We start from the raw sequence: 20,664 nt of genomic DNA on the forward strand, positions 1-20,664 counted from the left end.
CTTTTCCAGTATCATGATCGTTCATTGGCCGCCGCCCGCGGCATCGTCTACTTGCTGTCCCAGAGGCCCATTCGACATGCTCGAACTGCGAGGAGCGCCCGCCCTTTCCGCCTTCCGTCATGCCAAGCTGTTAGCCGCGTTGCGTGATGCCGTGCCCGAGGTCGAGGCGCTGCATGCCGATTATGTTCATTTCGTCGATCATCAGGACGAACTCGATGACGCGGCGCAAGAGGTGCTGGCGCAACTGCTGAGTTATGGCCCCGTCCGTGATGGCGGAGAGGCCGAGCACGAAGGGCATCTGTTGTTGGTCGTGCCGCGCTTGGGCACGTTATCGCCGTGGTCATCGAAGGCCACCGATATCGCCCACAACTGTGGTTTGACGCAGATTCGCCGGATCGAGCGCGGCATCGCCTACCGTGTGACGCTCAAAGGTGCGCTCGACGAGGCGGCCTTCGCGAGCCTGGTAACGGCGCTTCACGACCCGATGACGGAAACGGTGTTGGCTAATTCGAGCGATGCGGCCAAGCTCTTCGAGCGCCACGAGCCGGCGCCGTTGGGGCGTGTCGATGTGCTCGACGGCGGGCGCGCCGCGCTGGTCGAGGCCAATGACGCCTTGGGGCTGGCGCTGGCCGACGATGAGATCGATTACCTGCTCGATGCCTTCCAGGGGCTCGAGCGCAATCCCACCGATGTCGAACTGATGATGTTCGCGCAGGCCAATTCCGAGCACTGCCGGCATAAGATCTTCAATGCCGATTGGCATGTCGATGGCGAGGCGCAGCCGCATTCGCTGTTCGAGATGATCAAGAACACCTATGCGTGTTCCAGCGACGGTATCCTGTCCGCCTATAGCGATAATGCCGCCGTGATCCGTGGCACCCAGGCGGGACGTTTCTTCGCCGCCCCCTGGCTGCCGGACCGCGAGCAGGAAACGCGTTACGCGGCGACGCAGGAGCCGATCCACATCCTGATGAAGGTGGAAACCCATAATCACCCGACGGCCATCGCGCCACATCCCGGCGCGGCGACCGGTGCCGGCGGCGAGATTCGTGACGAAGGTGCGACGGGTATCGGCGGCAAGCCCAAGGCCGGGCTGACCGGGTTCGCGGTCTCCAATCTGCGTATCCCCGAGTTCGTCCAGCCCTGGGAAGCCTTCGATTACGGCAAGCCTGCGCGTATCCAGTCGGCGCTGGACATCATGCTGAAAGCGCCCATCGGCGGTGCGGCGTTCAATAACGAGTTCGGCCGCCCCAACCTGACGGGCTTCTTCCGTACCTTCGAGCAGGACGCAGTGGGGGCCGGCGGCATCGAGCGGCGCGGTTACCACAAGCCGGTGATGCTGGCCGGCGGCTACGGCAATATTCGCGAGGGTCATGTCGCCAAGGGCGAGATCCCGGTCGGCGCCAAGCTGATCGTGATGGGCGGCCCGGCGATGCTGATCGGCCTTGGCGGTGGCGCGGCGTCGAGCATGGCTTCGGGGGCTTCCAGTGAGGATCTCGACTTCGCCTCCGTGCAGCGCGACAACCCGGAAATGGAACGCCGTGCCCAGGAGGTCATCGACCGCTGCTGGGCGCTGGGCGATGACAATCCGCTGTGTTTCATCCACGACGTGGGCGCCGGCGGGCTTTCCAATGCCTTGCCGGAACTGGTCAAGGATGGCGGTCGCGGCGGACGCTTCGAGTTGCGCGACGTACCCAATGCCGAGCCCGGCATGAGTCCGTTGGCGATCTGGTGCAGCGAAGCCCAGGAGCGTTACGTGCTGGCCGTGGCGCCGGAGGATCTCGAGGCGTTCGATGCACTGTGTGCGCGTGAGCGCTGTCTGTACGCTGTGGTTGGCGAGGCCACCGAGGCCCATCATCTGGCGGTTCACGATGGCCACTTCGATACGCGCCCCGTCGATCTCCCAATGAGCTTGCTGTTCGGCAAGCCGCCCAAGATGACGCGTTCCTTCGAACGTCAGTCGCGGACTCTGCCAGGGCTGGGGCTCGACAATCTCGATCTGCGCGAGGCGCTGGACCGTGTGCTACGCCTGCCGACGGTAGCCTCCAAGAGCTTCTTGATCACCATTGGTGACCGCTCGATTACGGGCATGGTGGCGCGCGATCAGATGGTCGGCCCCTGGCAGGTACCGGTGGCCGACTGCGCGGTGACCACGGCGAGTTTCGACACGCATGCGGGCGAGGCCATGGCGCTTGGTGAGCGTCCACCGGTCGCGTTGATCGATCCCGCCGCCAGCGCGCGCCTGGCGGTGGCCGAGGCAATCACCAATCTGGCGGCGGCACCGATCGAGAAAATCGAAGACATCAAGCTTTCTGCCAACTGGATGAGCGCCGCCGAGCATGTTGGCGAGAATCAGGCCTTGTTCGACGCCGTGCACGCCGTGGGCATGGAACTCTGCCCTCAGCTTGGCATCGCCATTCCGGTGGGCAAGGACTCGATGTCCATGCGGACCGCGTGGCAGTCCGGTGACGAGGAGAAAAGCGTTACCGCGCCGCTGACGCTGGATATCACCGGTTTCGCGCCGGTCACCGATGCTCGGCGTACTCTGACGCCACAGCTGCGCCTGGACCAGAACGAAAGCGACCTGATCCTGATCGACCTGGGACGCGGTCAGAACCGACTCGGCGGCTCGGCATTGGCGCAGGTGTATGGCCAGGTCGGCGATGTGTGCCCCGATCTCGAGGATGCCGAGGATCTCAAGGCCTTCTTCGCCGTGATTCAGGGGCTCAGCGCCGATGGCAAGCTGCTCGCCTATCATGACCGCAGCGACGGCGGCTTGCTGGTGACGTTGCTGGAGATGGCCTTCGCCGCGCGTGGCGGACTGGAGATCAAGCTCGACTGGCTGATCGACGATGCCTACGAAGCCTTCGATGCCTTGTTTGCCGAAGAACTGGGCGCGGTGATTCAGGTCAATCGTCACGATACCGAGTTCGTGCTCGCCCAGCTCGCGGCCGCAGGCCTCGAAACCAGCGGCGTAGTTGCCCGGCCCCGCTACGACGATCAGGTGCGTGTCACGCTCTTCGAAGAACCGCTGCTGGAAACCACGCGGGCCATCGCGCAGCGTACTTGGACCGATACCAGTTACCGCATGCAGGCGCTGCGCGACAATCCGGACTGTGCGAAGTCTGAATTCGACGTCTTGCTTGATCTGCGCGACCCGGGTCTTTCGGCGCAGCCTAGCTTCGAGGTCGATGAGGACATTACCGCGCCCTATGTCGGACGTGGCGAGAAGCCGCGCGTGGCGGTGCTGCGCGAACAGGGGGTCAACGGTCATGTTGAGATGGCGGCGGCCTTCGATCGCGCGGGTTTCGCGGCCATCGACGTGCACATGAGCGACATCCTCGAGGGCCGCGTCGATCTGGAAACCATGAAGGGATTGGTCGCCTGCGGCGGCTTCTCATACGGCGATGTGCTCGGCGCCGGCGGCGGCTGGGCCAAGTCAGTGCTCTTTAACAGCCGCGTCCGTGATGCCTTCGAGGGTTTCTTCCAGCGTGATGACAGCTTCTCGCTGGGGGTATGCAACGGTTGCCAGATGCTCTCGCAGCTCAAGTCGCTGATCCCTGGTGCCGAGAACTGGCCGCGCTTCGTGCGCAACGAGTCCGAGCAGTTCGAGGCGCGGGTAAGCATGGTCCAGGTCGAGAAGAGCCCCTCGATCCTGCTTGCCGGGATGGAAGGTTCGCGGCTGCCGATTGCCGTGGCGCACGGTGAAGGGCGTGCCGAGTTCCGCGATAGCGGTCATTTACGCAGCATGCAGACCAGCGACCAGATCGCCATGCGTTACGTGGACAACTACGGCCAGGTCACCACGCGCTATCCCGCCAATCCCAATGGCTCTTCCGCAGGCATCACGGGGCTGACCACACCGGATGGCCGTGTGACGATCATGATGCCGCACCCCGAGCGCGTGGCGCGCGCGGTGACCAACTCCTGGCGTCCCGCCCAATGGCAGGAAGACGGCGCCTGGATGCGCTTGTTCCGCAACGCGCGTGTCTGGGTGGATTGAGCGCGTCTCGCCATGCAACGACGGGGGCACAAGGACGGACGCCTGTTGGTCTCTCGCATGATCCACAGGCGCCTCGAAATGCGTTAGTTTGCGCAGGTATGTTGCATTCATGGACCCGTCAATGACACACGACCCTAACTCCCAGCGACGCGGGGACTTTCCTCGTGCCGAGCTCGCGGCTTCGTCCGGGCGTCCTGCGCGGCTCAGCGACAAGGTCTATGGCGATATCGTCGAGCGTATCCTGCAAGGGGAGTACGACGAGGGACATCGGCTGCCTTCCGAGGCCAAGCTGGCCGAAATGAACCAAGTCTCTCGGCCCATCGTGCGCCAGGCCTTGTCTCGACTCCGGGAGGATGGCCTGGTGAGGTCGCAACGTGGCGCGGGCAGTTACGTGATGCGCCTTCCGGACCGTGCCATGCTGGACTTCGCTCCGCTGGACAGCCTGGCGGACATGCAGCGTTGTTTCGAGTTCCGCGCGGCGCTCGAGGGCGAGTCAGCACGTGCGGCCACGCAGTATGCCTCGATCGCGGCGATCAGGGAGATCGAGAAGGCCCTGCAGCGTCTGGAAACCTGTATCCAGGAGGGCGAGCTCGGGGTGGACGCGGATTTCGGCTTTCACCTCGCGGTAGCCAACGCCACCAACAACCGGTTTTTCACCGATACCCTCCTGTCCCTCAAGACACAGATCAATTTCGGCCAGAACCTGGCGCGTAACCTCGGCCTGCGTCGTCCGGGGCTGCATTTGCCGGAAGTCCAGGAAGAGCATGTGCGAATCTTCGAGGCCATTCGTGCGGGCGATGCCGAACTGGCCTGCCAGCGGATGCGCGAGCACATCGGCAACTCGCGTCGTCGGGTATTCGAAGGGTAGCCACGTCGTCCGACAAAACTTTTAAAACAACTTTCTCAAAGCTGCCCCTGCCTTTCTCTAAAAGACATTTTACGGCAATTCATTGTTTTTATTCATTAAATTTTTTATCTACATACGTAGAGACACGCTTTTCCTGCGTGCCCCGACTAAGGTCTACCACCTTTTAGTGGACATATTTTACAAGTTGGCTAGCTTCAAAGGTGCGGTATGCATTTCCCCCGACACGAAATGCGTATGACGTTTCATTCGCTCTGCCATGACGGTGACAAGAACAATCGAGCGGAAAACGTCGCCAGACCACAAGAAGACCAAGGAGTACGCCAATGACACTCGCCACGACACGTTGGGTAGGCTCGCTCACCCTGATGGCTGCCCTGGGCATGCCGGGCATCGCCCTCGCCGAGTATCCCGAACAACCCATTACCTACACGATTCCGTTCGATCCTGGTGGCGAGTCCGACGTCACCGCACGCTTCCAGGAGCCTCATCTGGAAGAAATTCTGGGGGTCGATGTCAACGTCAACCACCGTCCCGGCGGCGGGGGCGCCGTCGGCTGGAGCGAGTTCCAGAGCAAGGCCGAGCCGACGGGGTACGAGATGATCGGGGTGAATATCCCGCACATCATCGCCCAGCCCATCATGCGTGAGAATGCCGGTTACGAAACCGACAACTGGAAAATCGTGACTTTTTTCCACACCACGCCCAATGCCTTGATCGTCCCCAAGGACAGCCAGTTCGAGACGCTCGATGACCTGGTTCAGTACGCCAAGGAGAACCCGCAGGCAGTAACGCTGGGCGGTAGCGGGACCTTCAGCGCCAACCATCTGGGCGCCTTGCGTCTGGAGCGCGAAGCCGGTGTCGACGTGACCTACATTCCGTTTACGGGAACGGGGCCGTTGCCGGCGGCGGTCCAGGGGAACCATGTGTCGGGGATCTTCAACTATTCGATGCTCGGCGTGCAGATGCAGGACAACGCCCGCGTCCTGGCCGTGGCCTCGGAAGAACGCGTCCCCGCGCTTCCGGACGTACCGACGTTCAAGGAACTGGGCTATGACATCGTCGGCGGTGCCTATCGCGGCGTGGCCGTGCCCAAGGGGACGCCGGACGAGATCGTCAACACGCTGGAAGATGCCTTCGCGAAGACCAACGAGCGTATCGCCGAGAAGCAGGAGCCGCTCGGCTTCGTCATGACCAATATCACCGATGGCGAGGTGGACGAGGTCATGCAGCAACTCCAGTCGGCCTACCAGCCGATCCTCGAAGACGCCAAAGCCAACCAATAACGCGACATGATGCGTCACCCGTCCCTGCGAGCCTTCCTGGCGCAGGGACGGGTGCCGGCCGTTCATTCGACGCGACCCATCATGCGAAAAGGGGAGTTGGCTCATGGACATGTTACTGGAAGCCCTGTTTTCGATCCTGACCCTCGAAGGACTCGTCACCATCCTGTGCGGGGTGACGGCGGGGTTGTTCATCGGCGCCCTGCCGGGCTTGACGGCAACCATGGCGCTGGCGGTGCTGCTGCCGTTCACTTTCACGATGTCGCCCCTGCAAGGCTTGATGGCACTGGGGGCGGTCTACATGGGCGCCATCTACGGCGGCGCCTTCACGGCCATTCTGATCAATACGCCCGGGACGCCGTCGTCCATCGCCACGACGTTCGACGGTTACCCCATGGCGCGCAAGGGACGTGCCTACGAAGCCCTGGCCGCCGCGACCATTGCCTCGGTGGTCGGCGGCATCATCGGGGTGGCTTTTCTGCTCTTGCTGGCGCCGCCCCTAGCGAGGCTTGCCGTGGTGTTCGGACCGGCCGAGATGTTCTGGGTGGCGCTGCTGGGCCTGACTCTGGTGGCCAGCCTGTCGAGCGGGTCGCTGCTCAAGGGGTTGCTGGGCGGTTGCATTGGCATGCTGTTGAGCACCATCGGGGTCTCGCCGATCGGTGGTGAAACTCGTTTCATCTTCGGCATACCGGCGTTGCAGGGCGGTATCGAACTGATCGTTGCCCTGATCGGCCTGTTCGTGGTTCCCGAGCTGATCTCGATGGCGGCCCAGGGACGGGGCGCCTTGCCGGAAAGCGGCAAGCTTCAGGGGGGCGCAGGCTCGGCTATCATGCGCATGGGCCGACATATCTTCGGCAAGCCTATCAACCTGATTCGCTCCTGCATCATCGGGCAGATCATCGCCATCATTCCGGGCGCGGGAGGGAACGTCACCAGCCTAGTGGCGTACAACGAGGCCCGCCGTTTCTCCAAGGATCCGGCGTCGTTCGGCAAGGGCAACGTCGATGGCGTGATTGCCTCGGAATCGAGCAACAACGTCATGGTGGCAGGCAGCATGGTGCCACTGCTGACCTTGGGCATTCCCGGTGCGCCACCGGATGCCATCATCCTCGGGGTGTTGCTCATGCATGGCCTGCGCCCGGGGCTGGATCTATTCACCGAAACCGGTGTGCTGACCAATGGCTTTATCCTCTCTATGGGGTTCGCGGCCATGTTCCTGCTGCCGGTAGGCCTGCTGGGCGGGCGCTTGATTCACCGCGTCGTGGTCAAGACGCCGTTTTACTTCCTGCTGCCGAGCATCGCCATGGTCACCATCCTGGGGACCTATGCGCTGCGCAACAGCATGACCGACGTGTTCATCATGCTGCTGCTGGGCTCGGTGGGGTATTTCCTGCGTCTGATCGGCATTCAGGCGGCGCCCATCGTTCTGGGCATGATCCTGGGCGTCATCGCCGAGAAAGGCTATGTGCAGACCATGCTGGTGGCCGTAGTGGACCCGATTCCCTGGCTGCGACTGGTCGCCAACCCGCTGTCGATCGTGCTGGCCTGCCTGGTGCTGCTGAGTGTCGCGACGACCCTGTTGCCGGGGTGGCTGGAGCGTAGCGGACGCATGGCCAAGGTCGACTCGGACGAGGAGAAACCGTCATGACCCTGCGCTTCAACACCGATTTCGCCGCGGGGCTCTTCGGCTTGCTGTTCGCCGCCGTCCTGTGGTTCCCGCGCGAGGGCATGGGTCGGCTGAGCATCATCTTTCCCCGCGCCATCCTGGTGATCATGGTCGTGCTGTCCCTGGCGCTGATCGTCAAGGCTTTCACCAAGCCGGCGGCGCGTCAGGTGGAAATCGAAGGTGATCCACGACGTCTGGTGATCATGATCGTCGTGTTGTTTGCCTGGTGGTACGCGATTGGTGTGCTGGGCTTCTTGGGGGCGACGGCCATCTTTTTCTTTGGCCTGACCTGGTATCTGGCGCATATCGAGGGGCCGGTACCCGTGCGTCGCCTGGCCCAATGGGCACCGATTATTGCGGTGCTGATCGGAGCTTTCTATCTGGCCTTTACGGAAGTCCTGAGCGTCAGGCTACCGTCCGGCATCTGGTCGTGATCGCTCAGTCATTCTCTCGGCTGCAACACAAGGAGCAAGCATGCGAATTACCGACATCAAGGAGGCGCGGGTTTCGATTGCTTCCGACATCGCCAACGCCTATATCTCGTTTGCCAAGATGGATGTCTCCATTCTGGCGATCTACACCGACGCCAAGGTCGATGGCCGGCAGGTCGTGGGGTATGGATTCAACTCGAATGGGCGCTATGCCCAGAGTGGCTTGCTTCGGGAGCGTTTCTTGCCGCGTCTACGAGAAGCCGATCCTGCGTCGCTTCTCGATGACAGCGGACATAATCTCGACCCATTCAAAGTCTGGGCGACGCTTATGGCCAACGAGAAACCGGGCGGTCACGGCGAGCGCTCGGTAGCGGTGGGCATCATCGACATGGCGATCTGGGACATCGTGGCCAAGGTCGAGAACAAGCCGCTGGCGCAGCTATTGGCCGAACGCTTCGGTGACGGCGAGGTGGATAGCGGTGTCTCAGTCTACGCCGCTGGCGGTTATTACCATCCTGGTAAGGAAATCCAGGGGCTTCAGGAGGAGATGCGCGATTACCTGGAAATGGGCTACGTGGCCACCAAGATGAAAATCGGCGGTGTGCCGCTGAAAGAGGATTTGGCACGTGTCGAGGCGGCGCTCGAGGTGGTGGGGGACGCGTCGCGTCTGGCGGTGGATGCCAATGGCCGCTTCGACCTGCAGAACACGCTAGACTTCGCCGATGGCTTGGCCCCCTATGGGATGCGCTGGTACGAGGAGGCCGGCGACCCGCTCGACTACGCCCTACAGCGCCAGCTATGCGAACACTATGCCGGTCCGACCGCGACGGGGGAGAACCTGTTCTCTCACCAGGATGTACGCAACCTGCTGCGCCATGGAGGGATGCGTCCCGATCGCGACATTCTGCAGATGGATCCGGTGCTGTCGTATGGACTGGTGGAATACCTGCGCATGCTGGACGAGTTGCATATTCGCGGCTGGTCGACTCGTCAATGCATTCCCCACGGAGGGCATCAGTTCGCCCTCAATATCGCTGCCGGCCTTAAGTTGGGTGGCAACGAATCCTATCCTCGAGTCTTTGCGCCCTTCGGCGGTTTCGCCGATTCCACGCCGGTCGAGAACGGCTATGTGGCGATGCCGGCCATGCCGGGCATTGGTTTCGAGGATAAGGCCGAGTTGATGAAGGTCTTCCACACCCATCTGTAAGTCTTGGGTCAATTGCAGCAGAGGATATTCACCATGCGTCATCACAAGATTGCCGTGATTCCTGGAGACGGCGTCGGCGTCGAGGTCATCGAGGCGGGCAAGCAGGTCTTGCAGGCCCTGGCAGAGAAAAGTGGCGAGTTGAGCTTCGCCTTTAGCGATTTCCCGTGGAGCTCCGACTATTATCTGGAACATGGTCGCTACATTCCTGAGGGCGGCCTGGAAGAACTGGCCACTTTCGATGCCATCTATTTCGGCGCGGTGGGCAGTCAGTGTGTGCCAGATCATGTCTCGCTGTGGGATTTGCGTCTAGCGATCTGCCAGGGGTTCGATCAGTATGCCAACGTGCGTCCCGCTCGTTTATTACCCGGAATCGGCAGCCGGTTGCAGGACGCCGACAAGATCGATTGGGTGATCATCCGTGAGAACAGCGAAGGCGAGTATTCCGGTAATGGGGGGCGGGTGCACCGCGGCTTGCCGGAGGAAATTGGCACCGAGGTGTCGATCTTCTCACGCAAGGGGGTAGAGCGCATCCATCGCTTTGCCTTCGAGATGGCGCAAAGTCGGCCGCGCAAGAAGTTGACCCTGGTGACCAAATCCAACGCTCAGCGGCACGGCATGGTGCTATGGGACGAGGTGTTCTTCGAGGTGGCCAAGGACTATCCCGACGTCGAGATTGACCGTGAACTCGTCGATGCCGTGACGACGCGGATGGTGCTCAAGCCGGGCACCCTGGACACCGTGGTGGCCACCAACCTGCATGCCGATATCATTTCCGACCTGGCAGCAGCGCTGACGGGGAGTTTGGGGATTGCGCCGACCGCGAACCTGAATCCCGAGCGCCGTTTTCCTTCCATGTTTGAGCCTATCCATGGCTCGGCCTTTGATATTGCAGGGCAAGGTATCGCCAATCCTGTCGGCGCCTTTTGGACGGCGGTCATGATGCTCGAGCACTTGGGGGAAGCTACGGCGGCCAAGCGACTGATGGCGGCCATTGAACGCTTGACGCGCTCCGGGGTCCATTCCCGGGATGTGGGTGGCGCGGCGACGACGCACGAGATCACCCAGGCGGTCGTTAACGAACTGAGCCGCTGAGTCGGGCGAGGCGGCAAGACCGCAGCGCTCGGCGTCGCGGTCTCGTGCTCGCTCGGCGAGTGGGCATCACTCGGGACGGATGGCCGTGTAGAAGAAGCGCACGTTCGGTTCGCCATCGAGCAGCGGTGCGCTGCCTTCCTTGAAGGGCGCGTAGTGGGGCATCTGCATGTGATGTTCGAAGGCGTCGCGGTCGCGATAGACTTCGTGCAGCACGACGACGTTGTCGCTGCCTTCCGGCGTCAGCACATCGAACGTCAGGCAACCTTCCTCGTTGGCCAGGGATTCGTTAGCGTCGTTGTGCGCCAAGGCGAGAAACGCGGGTACCTGGCCTTCCTTGAGATGGAATTCAGCGAGCACCACGAAATGGGATTGAGTTAAAGACATGAAAGATCTCCGGGTAACGAATGTCGGTTAAATGTCGGTTAAAAATACCTATGAAATTTAATGTCGGGGTGCGGGGTGTCGAGATCAAGTCTTCTATTGCCACCTCGTCGATCTTGTCGCCGGTGGTAGGATGCGCCTTTTGATTCGATTGGAAGTCTGCCATGAGCGCGCCCTCGCTTCGCCCTTATCAGCAACAGGCCGTGTCCCGGGTCGTCGAGCACTTTCGCGCGAGTGACGACCCCGCCGTGGTGGTGCTGCCGACCGGTAGCGGCAAGTCGCTGGTGATCGCCGAGCTGGCGCGTTTAGCGCGGGGCCGGGTACTGGTGCTGGCTCACGTGCGTGAACTGGTGGAACAGAATCATGCCAAGTACCTGGCCTACGGCCTGGAGGCGGATTTGTTCAGCGCCGGCCTGGGGCGCAAGGAGAGCGAGCGCCAGGTGGTCTTCGGCTCGGTGCAGTCCGTGGTCAATAGCCTGGCGCGTTTCGAGACGCACGACGAATGGGGGGCATTCACCCTGCTGGTCATCGACGAATGCCACCGCATTCCCCCGCCTGCCAGCGACGACGCCCACCAGCGCAAGGCGCCGTCGAGCTATCACCGCGTGATCGCGCATCTGCGCCAGCACAATCCGCGTCTCAAGGTGCTGGGGCTGACCGCGACGCCGTATCGCCTGGGGCAAGGATTCATCTATCACCGCCATCACCATGGCATGGTGCGTGGCGACGCCGAGAGCTTCTTTCAGGATTGCGTGTTCGAGCAGCCCCTGCGGTTGATGGTCAAACAGGGCTATCTGGTCGCGCCCAAGCGCGTGGATGCGGCGCTCTACGCCGAGGATGGTCGGCAGACCCGTTATGATTTTTCGCGCCTGGTACCGGGACGCGATGGCGGCTTCGAGGAAGCTGAGTTGAATCGCGTCGTGCAGGGGCACCGGGCGACGCCGGGGATCATCGCCGAGGTCGTCGAGCAGGCGCGCGAGCGGTGCGGCGTGATGATCTTCGCGGCCACCGTGGCGCACGCTGAGGAGATCATCGGCTACCTACCGGCCGAGCAGTCGGCGTTGATCGTCGGCGCGACGCCCACCAAGGAGCGCGAGCGCTTGATCGCGGCCTTCAAGGCGCAGCATCTGAAGTATCTCGTCAACGTGGCGGTGCTGACTACGGGATTCGACGCGCCGCACGTGGATTTGATCGCCATCCTGCGGCCCACGGAGTCCGTCAGCTTGTATCAACAGATCGTCGGGCGTGGGCTGCGCTTGTCCCCTGGGAAGGAAGACTGTCTTATCCTCGATTACGCGGGCAATCCTTGGGATCTATACGCGCCGGAAGTCGGCGAGCCGCGCCCGGATTCAGACGCTGAACCGGTGCAGGTGGAATGCCCCGAGTGCGGACATGCCAACCTGTTCTGGGGCAAGCGTGATGGCGACCTGGTCATCGAGCATCACGGCCGCCGCTGCCAAGGGCTCGTTTCTTCTCATCGCGCCCGCCCCCGCGCGAACAACTCAGCACCGAGCCCTGAAGCATCGGTGATGGAGCAATGTTCGTTTCGCTTTCGCTTCAAGGTGTGCGATCAGTGCGGCGCGGAAAACGACATCGCCGCGCGGGCTTGCCATCAATGCGGCGAGCGCATGGTCGATCCTGATGACAAGCTCAAGGCGGCCCTGCGACTCAAGGAAGCCAAGGTGCTTCGCGTGTCGGGCATGCAGCTGCAAGCGGTGCTCAATGGGCGGGGGATGCCACGCTTGAAGGTGACCTATCACGACGAGGATGGCGCCACGCTCGACGAATGGTTCGCACTGGAAACCCCCGCGCAGCGCCGCGCCTTCACGCTGGCGTTCTTGCGTTATCATCTGCGCGCCCCGGGCAGCGACTGGCAACCACGCTCGGCGGAGGAGGTCATCGCCGATGAGCGGCGGCTCAAGGCCCCGGATTTCGTCGTGGGGCGCAAGGTTGGCCGCCACTGGCAGATCCGCGACAAGCTCTTCGACTACGTGGGGCGCTATCGCAAGGCCGCTGGATGATGCGCCATCAATATGCGCATTCTTTGTACTTGATAATGCGGTAATGCTATCAAGGGGTTATGATGAAAGGGCAAACCCACTAGCGGAGAAACGATATGACCTGGACCACTCCCGCAGTTAAAGAGATCTGCATCGCGCTGGAAATCAACGATTACATGCCCGCCGAATTCTGAGGCGGCTTTGTATATTCGTGTACTCGGGGCGGCCGCCGGTGGCGGTCTGCCCCAGTGGAATTGCCGTTGTGACGTATGTCGGCTGGCGTGGTCGGGTGATCCACGCGTCACGCCGCGAACACAATCCTCCATTGCCGTGAGTGCCGATGGGCGTTCGTGGGCCCTGATCAATTGCGCCCCCGAGGTGCTGACACAGATACGTCGAACGCCGGCGCTCTTCCCTCAACAGGGCAGTCGCCACACGCCTATCGAGTCGATCCTGCTGACCAATGCCGATGTGGATCATGTCGGTGGCTTGTTGAGTCTGCGTGAAAGTTCTCCCTATCGGTTGTATGCCACGGCGGAAATCCAGGCCGTATTGCGTGACAACCCGATTTTCAATGTGCTCAATCCGGATTACGTCGAGCGTGTGTCGGTGGCGCTGGAGCAGCCTCTGGCACTGGCTGAAGGGCTCGAAGCACGCATGTTCGCGGTGCCGGGCAAGACGGCGTTGTACCTGGAAGGCGAGCAGGTAGACATTGGCGTCGAAGGCGAGGCGACCGTAGGCATCGAGTTTCGTGCCGCGGGTCGCCGGACCTATTACATTCCCGGCTGCGCAGCGATGACGCCCGCGTTGGCGGCGCGTCTCGAAGGGGCCGATGTCCTGCTGTTCGATGGCACCTTGTGGCGTGACGACGAGATGATCCGCGCCGGGGTCGGTCACAAGACAGGGCAGCGTATGGGGCACATGGCGATGTCCGGTGAAACGGGCAGCATGGCCGCATTGTCGTCGCTCTCGCTTGGCCGGCGTGTCTTCCTGCATATCAACAATACCAATCCGGTATTGATCGATGATTCAGCCGAGCGCCGGGAAGCGGCGCGCATGGGATGGGAAATCGCCCATGACGGCATGGAACTGGAGTGCTGATGAACGATATCGACGCGCCGCTACGGGAACCACTGAGCGCAGAGGCCCTGGAGGCTCGTCTGCGCAGCATTGGTGAGCAGCGTTACCACCACCGCCATCCCTTCCAGTTGATGTTGCAGAACGGCGAACTCGATCGCCGTCAGGTGCAGGCTTGGGCGCTCAATCGCTATTACTATCAGGCCATGATCCCGCACAAGGATGCGTCGCTTATCGCGCGCCTTGACGATCCGGCGCTGCGCCGTGAGTGGCGTTCCCGGCTGGTGGATCATGATGGCGAAGCCGAGGGCGAAGGCGGTATTTCACGTTGGTTGATGCTCACCGATGGGCTAGGCCTCGACCGCGACATGGTTGTCTCGACGCGGCGCATATTGCCGGCCACACGCTTCGCGGTGGATGCCTACATCCATTTCGTGCGCGAGCGCAGCGTGCTGGAAGCCATCGCGTCCTCGCTGACCGAGTTGTTTTCCCCGATGGTGATCGGCCAGCGCGTCAGTGGCATGCTCAAGCACTATGATTTCGTCTCCGCCGAGACCCTGGCCTATTTCGAGCCGCGCCTGACCCAGGCTCCGCGGGATGCTGACATGGCGCTCGATTACGTCACGCGCCACGCGCGGCGACTCGACCAGCAGCAGGCGGTGCTCGATGCGTTGATCTTCAAGTGCAACGTGCTGTGGACTCAACTGGATGCCCTTCATCATGCCTATGTCGCCCCCGGCCACGTGCCGCCCGGTGCATGGAGCGATAAGGGTGCTGCCGATGACCGATAGAGAAACGAAGACGTTATGACAGCGATTCAGGAAAGCGACATCGTGCGCCTACCACGTGGTGTCAGGTTGCGAGAAGACAAGCAGCGGGGTGGCTGGGTACTGCTGGCCCCTGAGCGCGTCTTCCAGCTTGATGGCATTGCGCAAACGGTGGTCAGCGAAGTGGACGGCGAGCGCAGTGTCGGCACGATCATCGACAGGCTGTGCGATACCTATCAAGCGCCGCGCGAGCGCATTGCCGAGGATGTGACCACCATGTTCGCGGGGCTGATCGAAAAGCGTGTGCTGGAGGTGATGTGATGGCGTCGTCCGAGGTTCCTCAGCCGCCTATGGGAATGCTGGCGGAGTTGACGCACCGCTGCCCGCTGCAGTGCCCGTACTGTTCCAACCCAGTGGCCCTGGAACGCCGTCGGCACGAGCTGGATACCGCAACTTGGCAGCGGGTCTTTGCGGAAGCCTCGGAGATGGGCGTACTCCAGGTTCATCTGTCGGGCGGCGAGCCGGCGTTGCGTCCGGACTTACCTGAATTGGTACAGGCCTGCGCGGACGCGGGCTTGTATTCCAACTTGATTACGGCGGGCGTCAACATCAACCGTGCCCGGTTGGAGACGCTGGCGGATGCGGGCCTCGACCACGTGCAACTGTCGGTACAAGGCGCCACGCCTGAGGTAACCGACCATATCGCCAATATGTCTGGTGCGCATGCACGCAAGCGCGCCTTCGCCGCCGAGGTTACCGCGCTTGGCTTGCCGTTGACGCTCAACGCAGTGATTCATCGCGCCAACCTGCATCAGATCGATGACTTCGTCGAACTGGCAATTGAGCTCGGTGCACGGCGCCTTGAGATCGCCCACGCCCAGTATTATGGCTGGGCACTGGTCAATCGCGCAGCCTTGATGCCAAGCCGCGAGCAGGTCATGTCAGCTCTCGAAAGGGTCGAGGCGGTGCGTGAGCGTTTGCAAGGGCGTCTTGTCATCGATGCGGTGATGCCGGATTACCATGCGCGGCTACCCAAGCCCTGCATGAATGGCTGGGGGCGCCAGTCACTCAACGTGACGCCATCGGGCAAGGTATTGCCGTGCCATGCGGCAGAGACGATTCCGCACCTTGAATTCTGGAATGTCGCGGATCATGGGTTGCGGGAGATCTGGTACGACAGCCCGGCCTTCAACGCCTATCGCGGTACGGACTGGATGCCCGAAACTTGCCAGAGCTGCGAGCGCAAGGAAATCGACTGGGGCGGCTGCCGTTGTCAGGCGCTGATGCTCACCGGTGACGCCGCGCAGATGGACCCGGTGTGCGAAAAATCGCCTTATCACGACGAGGTCCAGACCTTGGCGGTGCTCGACGCCGCAGGGGATGCCGACTTCACCTATCGGCGCTTCGCGCGGACGCCCGAGGGCGCCTGACAGTCCGACGACACATCTTGCATGATGCAGGCGTGTTCGCCTCCCGATGGCCTTGCTACACTGCGCGTTTATCGAAGGTCGCGCCGTGAGGCGCAGTCGAGGAGAGCATCACGTGTGAGTGATACCGCCGAGCCCGTCAGTGCCGATACCGCCTCGGCCGCGTCCCAAGCGGCGGTATTGGCGCGCCTGCACGATCAGCCCATCACCGAACTGCCGGAAGATCTCTACATTCCGCCCGAGGCGTTGCGGGTTTTTCTCGAAACCTTCGAGGGGCCGCTCGACTTGTTGCTGTACCTGATCCGGCGTCAGAATCTCGACATCCTGGGCATCGACGTGGCAGCGATCACGCATCAGTACATCGAATATGTCGAGCTGATGCGGGCGCTGGAGATCGATCTGGCCGGCGAGTATTTGCTGATGGCGGCAATGCTTGCTGAGATCAAGTCGCGGACGTTGTTGCCGCGTCCGCCCAAGAGCGAGGATGAGGAGGCAGAAGATCCGCGCGCCGAGTTGATCCGCCGCCTGCAGGAATACGAGCAGTTAAAGCTGGCCGCCGAAGGGCTGGATGAATTGCCGCGCGAGGGGCGCGATTGGGTAGCGGCGCAGGCCGCGTTGCCCACGCTCGAGACCCGAGTAGTGCATCCCCAAGTCGAACTGGATGAGCTGCTGCACGCCTTGTCGGGACTGCTCAAGCGGGCCGAGTTTCAGCAGTCTCACCAGATCAGCCGCGAGGTGTTGTCCACCCGCGAGCGCATGCTGCGCATCATGGAGCAACTGGACGGCCAGCGTTATACCCCGTTCGAGGCGTTGTTTACGCTCGAGGAGGGGCGCGCGGGCGTGGTGGTGACCTTCATGGCGATTCTCGAGCTGGCCAAGGAGGCGATGATCGAGATCGCGCAGAATGCGCCGTTGTCGCCGATTCATGTGCGTGCTCGGCTGGTCGCCGAGGCGACCGACGAAGCCCCTGGGACGGACGATGACGAGGGTGGAGAAAGCGCCTTCGCCGATGCTGAAGAGGATCCCCGATGAACGAGGCGCCGACGTCTCTCGACGAAGTCTGCGAAGCGGCGTTGCTGGCCGCCGGCGAACCGTTGACTGCCGAACGCCTGGAGAGTCTGTTCGACGCGCGTGAGCGCCCATCGCGCGGTGAGTTGCGCGATGCCCTGGCGCGCCTGGGCGAGCGCCTCGAGCATAGCGCTCTGGAACTCATCGAGACCGCCTCGGGGTTTCAAGTGCGCATTCGTGCACGTTTTTCTCCGTGGATATCGCGGCTGTGGGATGAAAGGCCGCAGCGTTATTCGCGCGCGCTACTGGAGACCTTGGCGCTGATCGCCTATCGTCAACCAGTCACTCGTGGCGATATCGAGGAGGTGCGCGGGGTCTCGGTGAGTACCACGATCATGCGTACCCTGAGCGAGCGGGGATGGATTCGCGTCGTCGGGCAGCGTGACGTGCCGGGGCGGCCCTCGGTCTACGCCACCACGCGTGCGTTTCTCGACGACTTCGGCCTCAAGACCCTCGATGCCCTGCCGCCGATGCACGAACTCAAGGAATTCGAGACGCGTTTCGAGGAGGCACTGGGGCACGATAAGGAGACGCCGGGGCACGATGAGGAGACGCCGGGGCACGATGACGCGGATCATGCATCGGCGCGTGACAGTCAGGCCGACAACGTCGAGAATACCCCGCCGATCGAGGATGCGTCGCAAGCAGCGTCGTCATCTGAGATCGAGCCAGACACGCTAGAGACGGCAGATACGACGACGGCCGGGATGGTCGACGATCAGCACGCCGGGACGGCGTCCGAGCGGTCGGGATTGAGCTTCGCCGAACTCGAAGCTCGCCTGGCCGAACGCGCCCGCCGACGGGAAGAAGGGGCCGAAGCATCACCATCAGACGATGCCGAGGCTTCCGACGTGGCGGACGCGGAACATTCAACAGACGAGACAACGTTCGATTCATGAACACGCCTACCGAAAAATTGCAGAAGGTACTGGCCCGTGCGGGCTTCGGCTCGCGCCGTGAGATGGAAACCGCCATCAGCGACGGCCGCGTCAAGGTCAATGGTCAGGTGGCCACGCTGGGTGATCGCATCGAAACGCGCGATCGAGTCACCTTCGACGAGCGCCCCGTGAACCTGCGCGATGCCGAGGAAGTGCCGCGACGCGTCATCATGTACAACAAGCCCGAGGGCGAGCTGTGCACGCGCCGCGATCCCGAGGGGCGGCGCACCGTCTTCGATCGCTTGCCACGCCTCAAAGGCGAGCGCTGGATCGCCATCGGTCGCCTGGATATCAATACCAGCGGTTTGTTGCTGTTCACCACCGACGGCGAGCTCGCCAACCGCTTGATGCATCCTTCCACCCAGGTTGAGCGCGAATACGCGGTACGCGTGATGGGCAGTGTTCGCCAGGAGAACGTGACCGCGATGACCGAGGGGGTGATGCTCGAAGATGGCCCGGCACGTTTCACCGATGTGCAGGAATTCGGCGGCGAAGGCATCAATACGTGGTTCCACGTGGTGATTCTCGAAGGGCGCAATCGTGAGGTGCGGCGTCTCTGGGAGTCGCAGGAGCTCACGGTGAGCCGCCTCAAGCGCGTTCGTTACGGCAATATCTTCCTCGATAAGCGCGCCAAGGCGGGTGAGTGGGTCGAACTTTCCCAGGAAGAGGTCGACGACCTGGCGCAATTGGCAGACTTGCCGGCGCGCAAGGTGCCCGCGTTGACGCCTGACGAGAAGAACCGCTGGAGCCGCGACAAGAACAAGCGTCGTCCGGTCAACGCCATGCGCAAGCCGAAGAACTCGCGGGGCTCTCGGTGAGCGGTTTGCAGTAAAAAAATCTTGTCAATGTCGAGCGTTATCAGTACTATGTGCGCCCTGTCGGGACGGGTCGTTAGCTCAGTGGTAGAGCAGTTGGCTTTTAACCAATTGGTCGTAGGTTCGAATCCTACACGACCCACCATTGGCACGTGCCTTTGATTGGTATGGTGCGATAATGCGTCTCGAAGACCCGGCGGCGGGTCGTTAGCTCAGTGGTAGAGCAGTTGGCTTTTAACCAATTGGTCGTAGGTTCGAATCCTACACGACCCACCATTGCCGCCCAAAACTGTCCGAACGGACAGGTTATGGGTCGTTAGCTCAGTGGTAGAGCAGTTGGCTTTTAACCAATTGGTCGTAGGTTCGAATCCTACACGACCCACCAGCATTCAACCCCGTCTCGCATGAGGCGGGGTTTTTGCGTTCCAGGTATTGGTGCTGGGCATTAGGCCCTGACGACATTCGGGTGGGCACGATGCTGGTAAGCCGGCATCGACGAGCAGTATCATGAGATCGGGTGTGGCGTGTCCGCGAAGAGATCGCGGCGCGACGCTTCTCGTTATGCAGGGGGAGCCCCTGCCAGTCACAGTGGTAGACACGATGACGATCATGACACCGAAAGCGCCGGAGGCCACCTCGCCTCTGGCTCGCGCGTATTGCCCGGTCGCGCCGAGTGCGTCGGCACGCATACAGTCCGAAACGATCAAGCGTTTGCTGCGCGAACGCAATGCCACCTTGGTGGCGCATTATTATACCGACGACGCCATTCAGCAGCTCGCCGAGGAAAGCGGCGGCTGCGTGGCCGATTCCCTGGAAATGGCACGCTTCGGCGCCCGGCACTCGGCCACGACCTTGGTGGTGGCTGGGGTGCGTTTCATGGGCGAGACCGCCAAGATACTGTCCCCCGAGAAAACTGTACTGATGCCTACGCTGGAAGCGACCTGTTCGCTGGATGATGGCTGTCCGGCGGATGAGTTCGCGGCGTTCTGTGAGGCGCATCCCGACCGCACGGTGGTGGTCTATGCCAATACCTCGGCGGCGGTCAAGGCGCGTGCGGATTGGGTGGTGACCTCGTCGATTGCGGTCGAGGTCATCGAGCATCTCCAGGCCCGTGGCGAAAAAATCCTGTGGGCGCCGGACAAGCATCTGGGGCGTTATATCCGCGAGCGTACCGGCGCCGACATGCTGCTCTGGGATGGCGCCTGTATCGTGCACGAGGAATTCAAGGCCGAAGGCGTGCTGGACCTCAAGAAGGTCTATCCCGATGCCGCCTTGCTGGTGCATCCCGAGTCGCCGGCTGCGGTGATCGAATTGGCCGACGTGGTGGGTTCGACCTCGCAGATGATCAAGGCCGCGCGCGAGCTCGACCAGCAACGCCTGATCGTGGCCACCGATCGCGGTATCTTCTACAAGATGCAGCAGGCCGTGCCCGACAAGACGCTGCTCGAGGCACCCACGGCGGGTAATGGCGCGACCTGCAAGAGTTGCGCCCACTGCCCGTGGATGGCGATGAACGACCTGAACCGCCTCGAGCGCGCCTTGCATGAAGGCAGTGGCGAGATACATATCGAGGCAGCGCTGCGTCAGCGGGCCCTTAAGCCCCTGGAACGGATGCTGGCCTTCGGTCGCTGACGCGCAAGCAGT

18 protein-coding genes and 3 tRNA genes are annotated in these 20,664 nt (G+C 62.1%); 20 read left to right on the forward strand and 1 reads right to left on the reverse strand.

The annotated features are described in order from the left end of the window. Nucleotides 1-76 precede the first annotated feature (76 nt). The 7 genes from purL to L1071_RS01810 all read left to right on the forward strand — a co-directional run bounded on the left by purL (nt 77) and on the right by L1071_RS01810 (nt 10,547). Nucleotides 77-4,003 carry a phosphoribosylformylglycinamidine synthase gene (gene purL, locus L1071_RS01780; protein WP_246967967.1) on the forward strand — a complete coding sequence of 1,309 codons (3,927 nt, stop codon included), beginning with the start codon at nt 77-79 and terminating at the stop codon, nt 4,001-4,003. 121 nt (nt 4,004-4,124) lie between these two features. Then, nucleotides 4,125-4,871: a FadR/GntR family transcriptional regulator gene (locus L1071_RS01785; RefSeq protein ID WP_246967970.1), complete on the forward strand. Its 747-nt coding sequence runs from the start codon at nt 4,125-4,127 to the stop codon at nt 4,869-4,871. 323 nt (nt 4,872-5,194) lie between these two features. Further along, complete coding sequence (locus tag L1071_RS01790; protein ID WP_246967974.1) at nt 5,195-6,154, forward strand: Bug family tripartite tricarboxylate transporter substrate binding protein; 960 nt, start codon at nt 5,195-5,197, stop codon at nt 6,152-6,154. A 103-nt stretch (nt 6,155-6,257) separates the two neighbouring features. Beyond that, entirely contained in the window at nt 6,258-7,799 is a 1,542-nt protein-coding gene (locus L1071_RS01795; RefSeq protein ID WP_246967977.1) for a tripartite tricarboxylate transporter permease, read from the forward strand. Continuing rightward, entirely contained in the window at nt 7,796-8,251 is a 456-nt protein-coding gene (locus L1071_RS01800) for a tripartite tricarboxylate transporter TctB family protein (RefSeq protein ID WP_246967980.1), read from the forward strand. The genes L1071_RS01795 and L1071_RS01800 overlap by 4 nt, the downstream gene beginning before the upstream one ends. Before the next feature lie 40 nt (nt 8,252-8,291). Next, complete coding sequence (locus tag L1071_RS01805) at nt 8,292-9,455, forward strand: mandelate racemase/muconate lactonizing enzyme family protein (protein ID WP_246967983.1); 1,164 nt, start codon at nt 8,292-8,294, stop codon at nt 9,453-9,455. 33 nt (nt 9,456-9,488) lie between these two features. Next, complete coding sequence (locus L1071_RS01810; protein WP_246967986.1) at nt 9,489-10,547, forward strand: tartrate dehydrogenase; 1,059 nt, start codon at nt 9,489-9,491, stop codon at nt 10,545-10,547. 66 nt (nt 10,548-10,613) lie between these two features. On the opposite strand, the gene L1071_RS01815 is transcribed toward L1071_RS01810, so the two are convergent. Further along, nucleotides 10,614-10,931 (reverse strand): putative quinol monooxygenase, encoded by a 318-nt coding sequence (locus L1071_RS01815; RefSeq protein WP_246967988.1) that lies wholly within the window; start codon nt 10,929-10,931, stop codon nt 10,614-10,616. Nucleotides 10,932-11,092: 161 nt separating this feature from the next. On the opposite strand from L1071_RS01815, the gene radD reads away from it, so the two are divergent. The 13 genes from radD (at nt 11,093) to nadA (ending at nt 20,652) form a co-directional block, all read left to right on the forward strand. Then, the gene (gene radD / locus L1071_RS01820) at nt 11,093-12,949 is read left to right on the forward strand and encodes a DNA repair helicase RadD (RefSeq protein ID WP_246967990.1); all 1,857 of its coding nucleotides are present in this window, start codon (nt 11,093-11,095) and stop codon (nt 12,947-12,949) included. A 95-nt stretch (nt 12,950-13,044) separates the two neighbouring features. Further along, nucleotides 13,045-13,122: a pyrroloquinoline quinone precursor peptide PqqA gene (gene pqqA, locus L1071_RS16295; RefSeq protein ID WP_075370104.1), complete on the forward strand. Its 78-nt coding sequence runs from the start codon at nt 13,045-13,047 to the stop codon at nt 13,120-13,122. Between the two features lie 7 nt (nt 13,123-13,129). After that, the gene (gene pqqB, locus L1071_RS01825; RefSeq protein WP_246967992.1) at nt 13,130-14,029 is read left to right on the forward strand and encodes a pyrroloquinoline quinone biosynthesis protein PqqB; all 900 of its coding nucleotides are present in this window, start codon (nt 13,130-13,132) and stop codon (nt 14,027-14,029) included. Next, nucleotides 14,029-14,796 (forward strand): pyrroloquinoline-quinone synthase PqqC, encoded by a 768-nt coding sequence (pqqC, locus tag L1071_RS01830; protein ID WP_246967994.1) that lies wholly within the window; start codon nt 14,029-14,031, stop codon nt 14,794-14,796. Before pqqB ends, pqqC begins: the two co-directional genes overlap by 1 nt. Nucleotides 14,797-14,811: 15 nt before the next feature. Further along, nucleotides 14,812-15,093: a pyrroloquinoline quinone biosynthesis peptide chaperone PqqD gene (gene pqqD, locus L1071_RS01835; protein WP_246967997.1), complete on the forward strand. Its 282-nt coding sequence runs from the start codon at nt 14,812-14,814 to the stop codon at nt 15,091-15,093. After that, nucleotides 15,093-16,202, forward strand: coding sequence for a pyrroloquinoline quinone biosynthesis protein PqqE (gene pqqE, locus L1071_RS01840; protein ID WP_246968000.1), 1,110 nt, complete (start codon nt 15,093-15,095; stop codon nt 16,200-16,202). Before pqqD ends, pqqE begins: the two co-directional genes overlap by 1 nt. Before the next feature lie 114 nt (nt 16,203-16,316). Next, nucleotides 16,317-17,231 (forward strand): segregation and condensation protein A, encoded by a 915-nt coding sequence (locus L1071_RS01845; protein WP_378109978.1) that lies wholly within the window; start codon nt 16,317-16,319, stop codon nt 17,229-17,231. Then, a complete protein-coding gene (gene scpB / locus L1071_RS01850; RefSeq protein WP_246968003.1) occupies nt 17,228-18,166 on the forward strand; it encodes an SMC-Scp complex subunit ScpB in 939 nt (312 codons plus the stop codon). The genes L1071_RS01845 and scpB overlap by 4 nt, the downstream gene beginning before the upstream one ends. Beyond that, complete coding sequence (gene rluB, locus L1071_RS01855) at nt 18,163-19,023, forward strand: 23S rRNA pseudouridine(2605) synthase RluB (RefSeq protein ID WP_246968006.1); 861 nt, start codon at nt 18,163-18,165, stop codon at nt 19,021-19,023. The genes scpB and rluB overlap by 4 nt, the downstream gene beginning before the upstream one ends. Nucleotides 19,024-19,090: 67 nt before the next feature. After that, nucleotides 19,091-19,165 (forward strand) — tRNA-Lys (locus L1071_RS01860). 56 nt (nt 19,166-19,221) lie between these two features. Beyond that, a tRNA-Lys gene (locus L1071_RS01865) sits at nt 19,222-19,296 on the forward strand. Nucleotides 19,297-19,330: 34 nt separating this feature from the next. Beyond that, a tRNA-Lys gene (locus L1071_RS01870) sits at nt 19,331-19,405 on the forward strand. Nucleotides 19,406-19,620: 215 nt separating this feature from the next. Beyond that, nucleotides 19,621-20,652, forward strand: a complete 1,032-nt coding sequence (nadA, locus tag L1071_RS01875; RefSeq protein ID WP_246968009.1) for a quinolinate synthase NadA — start codon at nt 19,621-19,623, stop codon at nt 20,650-20,652. Nucleotides 20,653-20,664 lie beyond the last annotated feature (12 nt).

Origin of the sequence: Chromohalobacter sarecensis, from assembly GCF_023061135.1 — a bacterium.
Classification (GTDB): domain Bacteria; phylum Pseudomonadota; class Gammaproteobacteria; order Pseudomonadales; family Halomonadaceae; genus Chromohalobacter; species Chromohalobacter sarecensis.

What these genes read in the sequence shown, in the direction of transcription:
- rluB (WP_246968006.1), top strand. Translation starts at nt 18,163, where the DNA reads ATGAACACGCCTACCGAAAAATTGCAGAAGGTACTGGCCCGTGCGGGC.
- L1071_RS01790 (WP_246967974.1), top strand. Translation starts at nt 5,195, where the DNA reads ATGACACTCGCCACGACACGTTGGGTAGGCTCGCTCACCCTGATGGCT.
- L1071_RS01810 (WP_246967986.1), top strand. Translation starts at nt 9,489, where the DNA reads ATGCGTCATCACAAGATTGCCGTGATTCCTGGAGACGGCGTCGGCGTC.
- scpB (WP_246968003.1), top strand. Translation starts at nt 17,228, where the DNA reads ATGAACGAGGCGCCGACGTCTCTCGACGAAGTCTGCGAAGCGGCGTTG.
- pqqC (WP_246967994.1), top strand. Translation starts at nt 14,029, where the DNA reads ATGAACGATATCGACGCGCCGCTACGGGAACCACTGAGCGCAGAGGCC.
- radD (WP_246967990.1), top strand. Translation starts at nt 11,093, where the DNA reads ATGAGCGCGCCCTCGCTTCGCCCTTATCAGCAACAGGCCGTGTCCCGG.
- pqqE (WP_246968000.1), top strand. Translation starts at nt 15,093, where the DNA reads ATGGCGTCGTCCGAGGTTCCTCAGCCGCCTATGGGAATGCTGGCGGAG.
- L1071_RS01805 (WP_246967983.1), top strand. Translation starts at nt 8,292, where the DNA reads ATGCGAATTACCGACATCAAGGAGGCGCGGGTTTCGATTGCTTCCGAC.
- L1071_RS01815 (WP_246967988.1), bottom strand. Translation starts at nt 10,931, where the DNA reads ATGTCTTTAACTCAATCCCATTTCGTGGTGCTCGCTGAATTCCATCTC.
- L1071_RS01785 (WP_246967970.1), top strand. Translation starts at nt 4,125, where the DNA reads ATGACACACGACCCTAACTCCCAGCGACGCGGGGACTTTCCTCGTGCC.
- pqqD (WP_246967997.1), top strand. Translation starts at nt 14,812, where the DNA reads ATGACAGCGATTCAGGAAAGCGACATCGTGCGCCTACCACGTGGTGTC.
- pqqA (WP_075370104.1), top strand. Translation starts at nt 13,045, where the DNA reads ATGACCTGGACCACTCCCGCAGTTAAAGAGATCTGCATCGCGCTGGAA.
- L1071_RS01800 (WP_246967980.1), top strand. Translation starts at nt 7,796, where the DNA reads ATGACCCTGCGCTTCAACACCGATTTCGCCGCGGGGCTCTTCGGCTTG.
- L1071_RS01795 (WP_246967977.1), top strand. Translation starts at nt 6,258, where the DNA reads ATGGACATGTTACTGGAAGCCCTGTTTTCGATCCTGACCCTCGAAGGA.
- purL (WP_246967967.1), top strand. Translation starts at nt 77, where the DNA reads ATGCTCGAACTGCGAGGAGCGCCCGCCCTTTCCGCCTTCCGTCATGCC.
- nadA (WP_246968009.1), top strand. Translation starts at nt 19,621, where the DNA reads ATGACGATCATGACACCGAAAGCGCCGGAGGCCACCTCGCCTCTGGCT.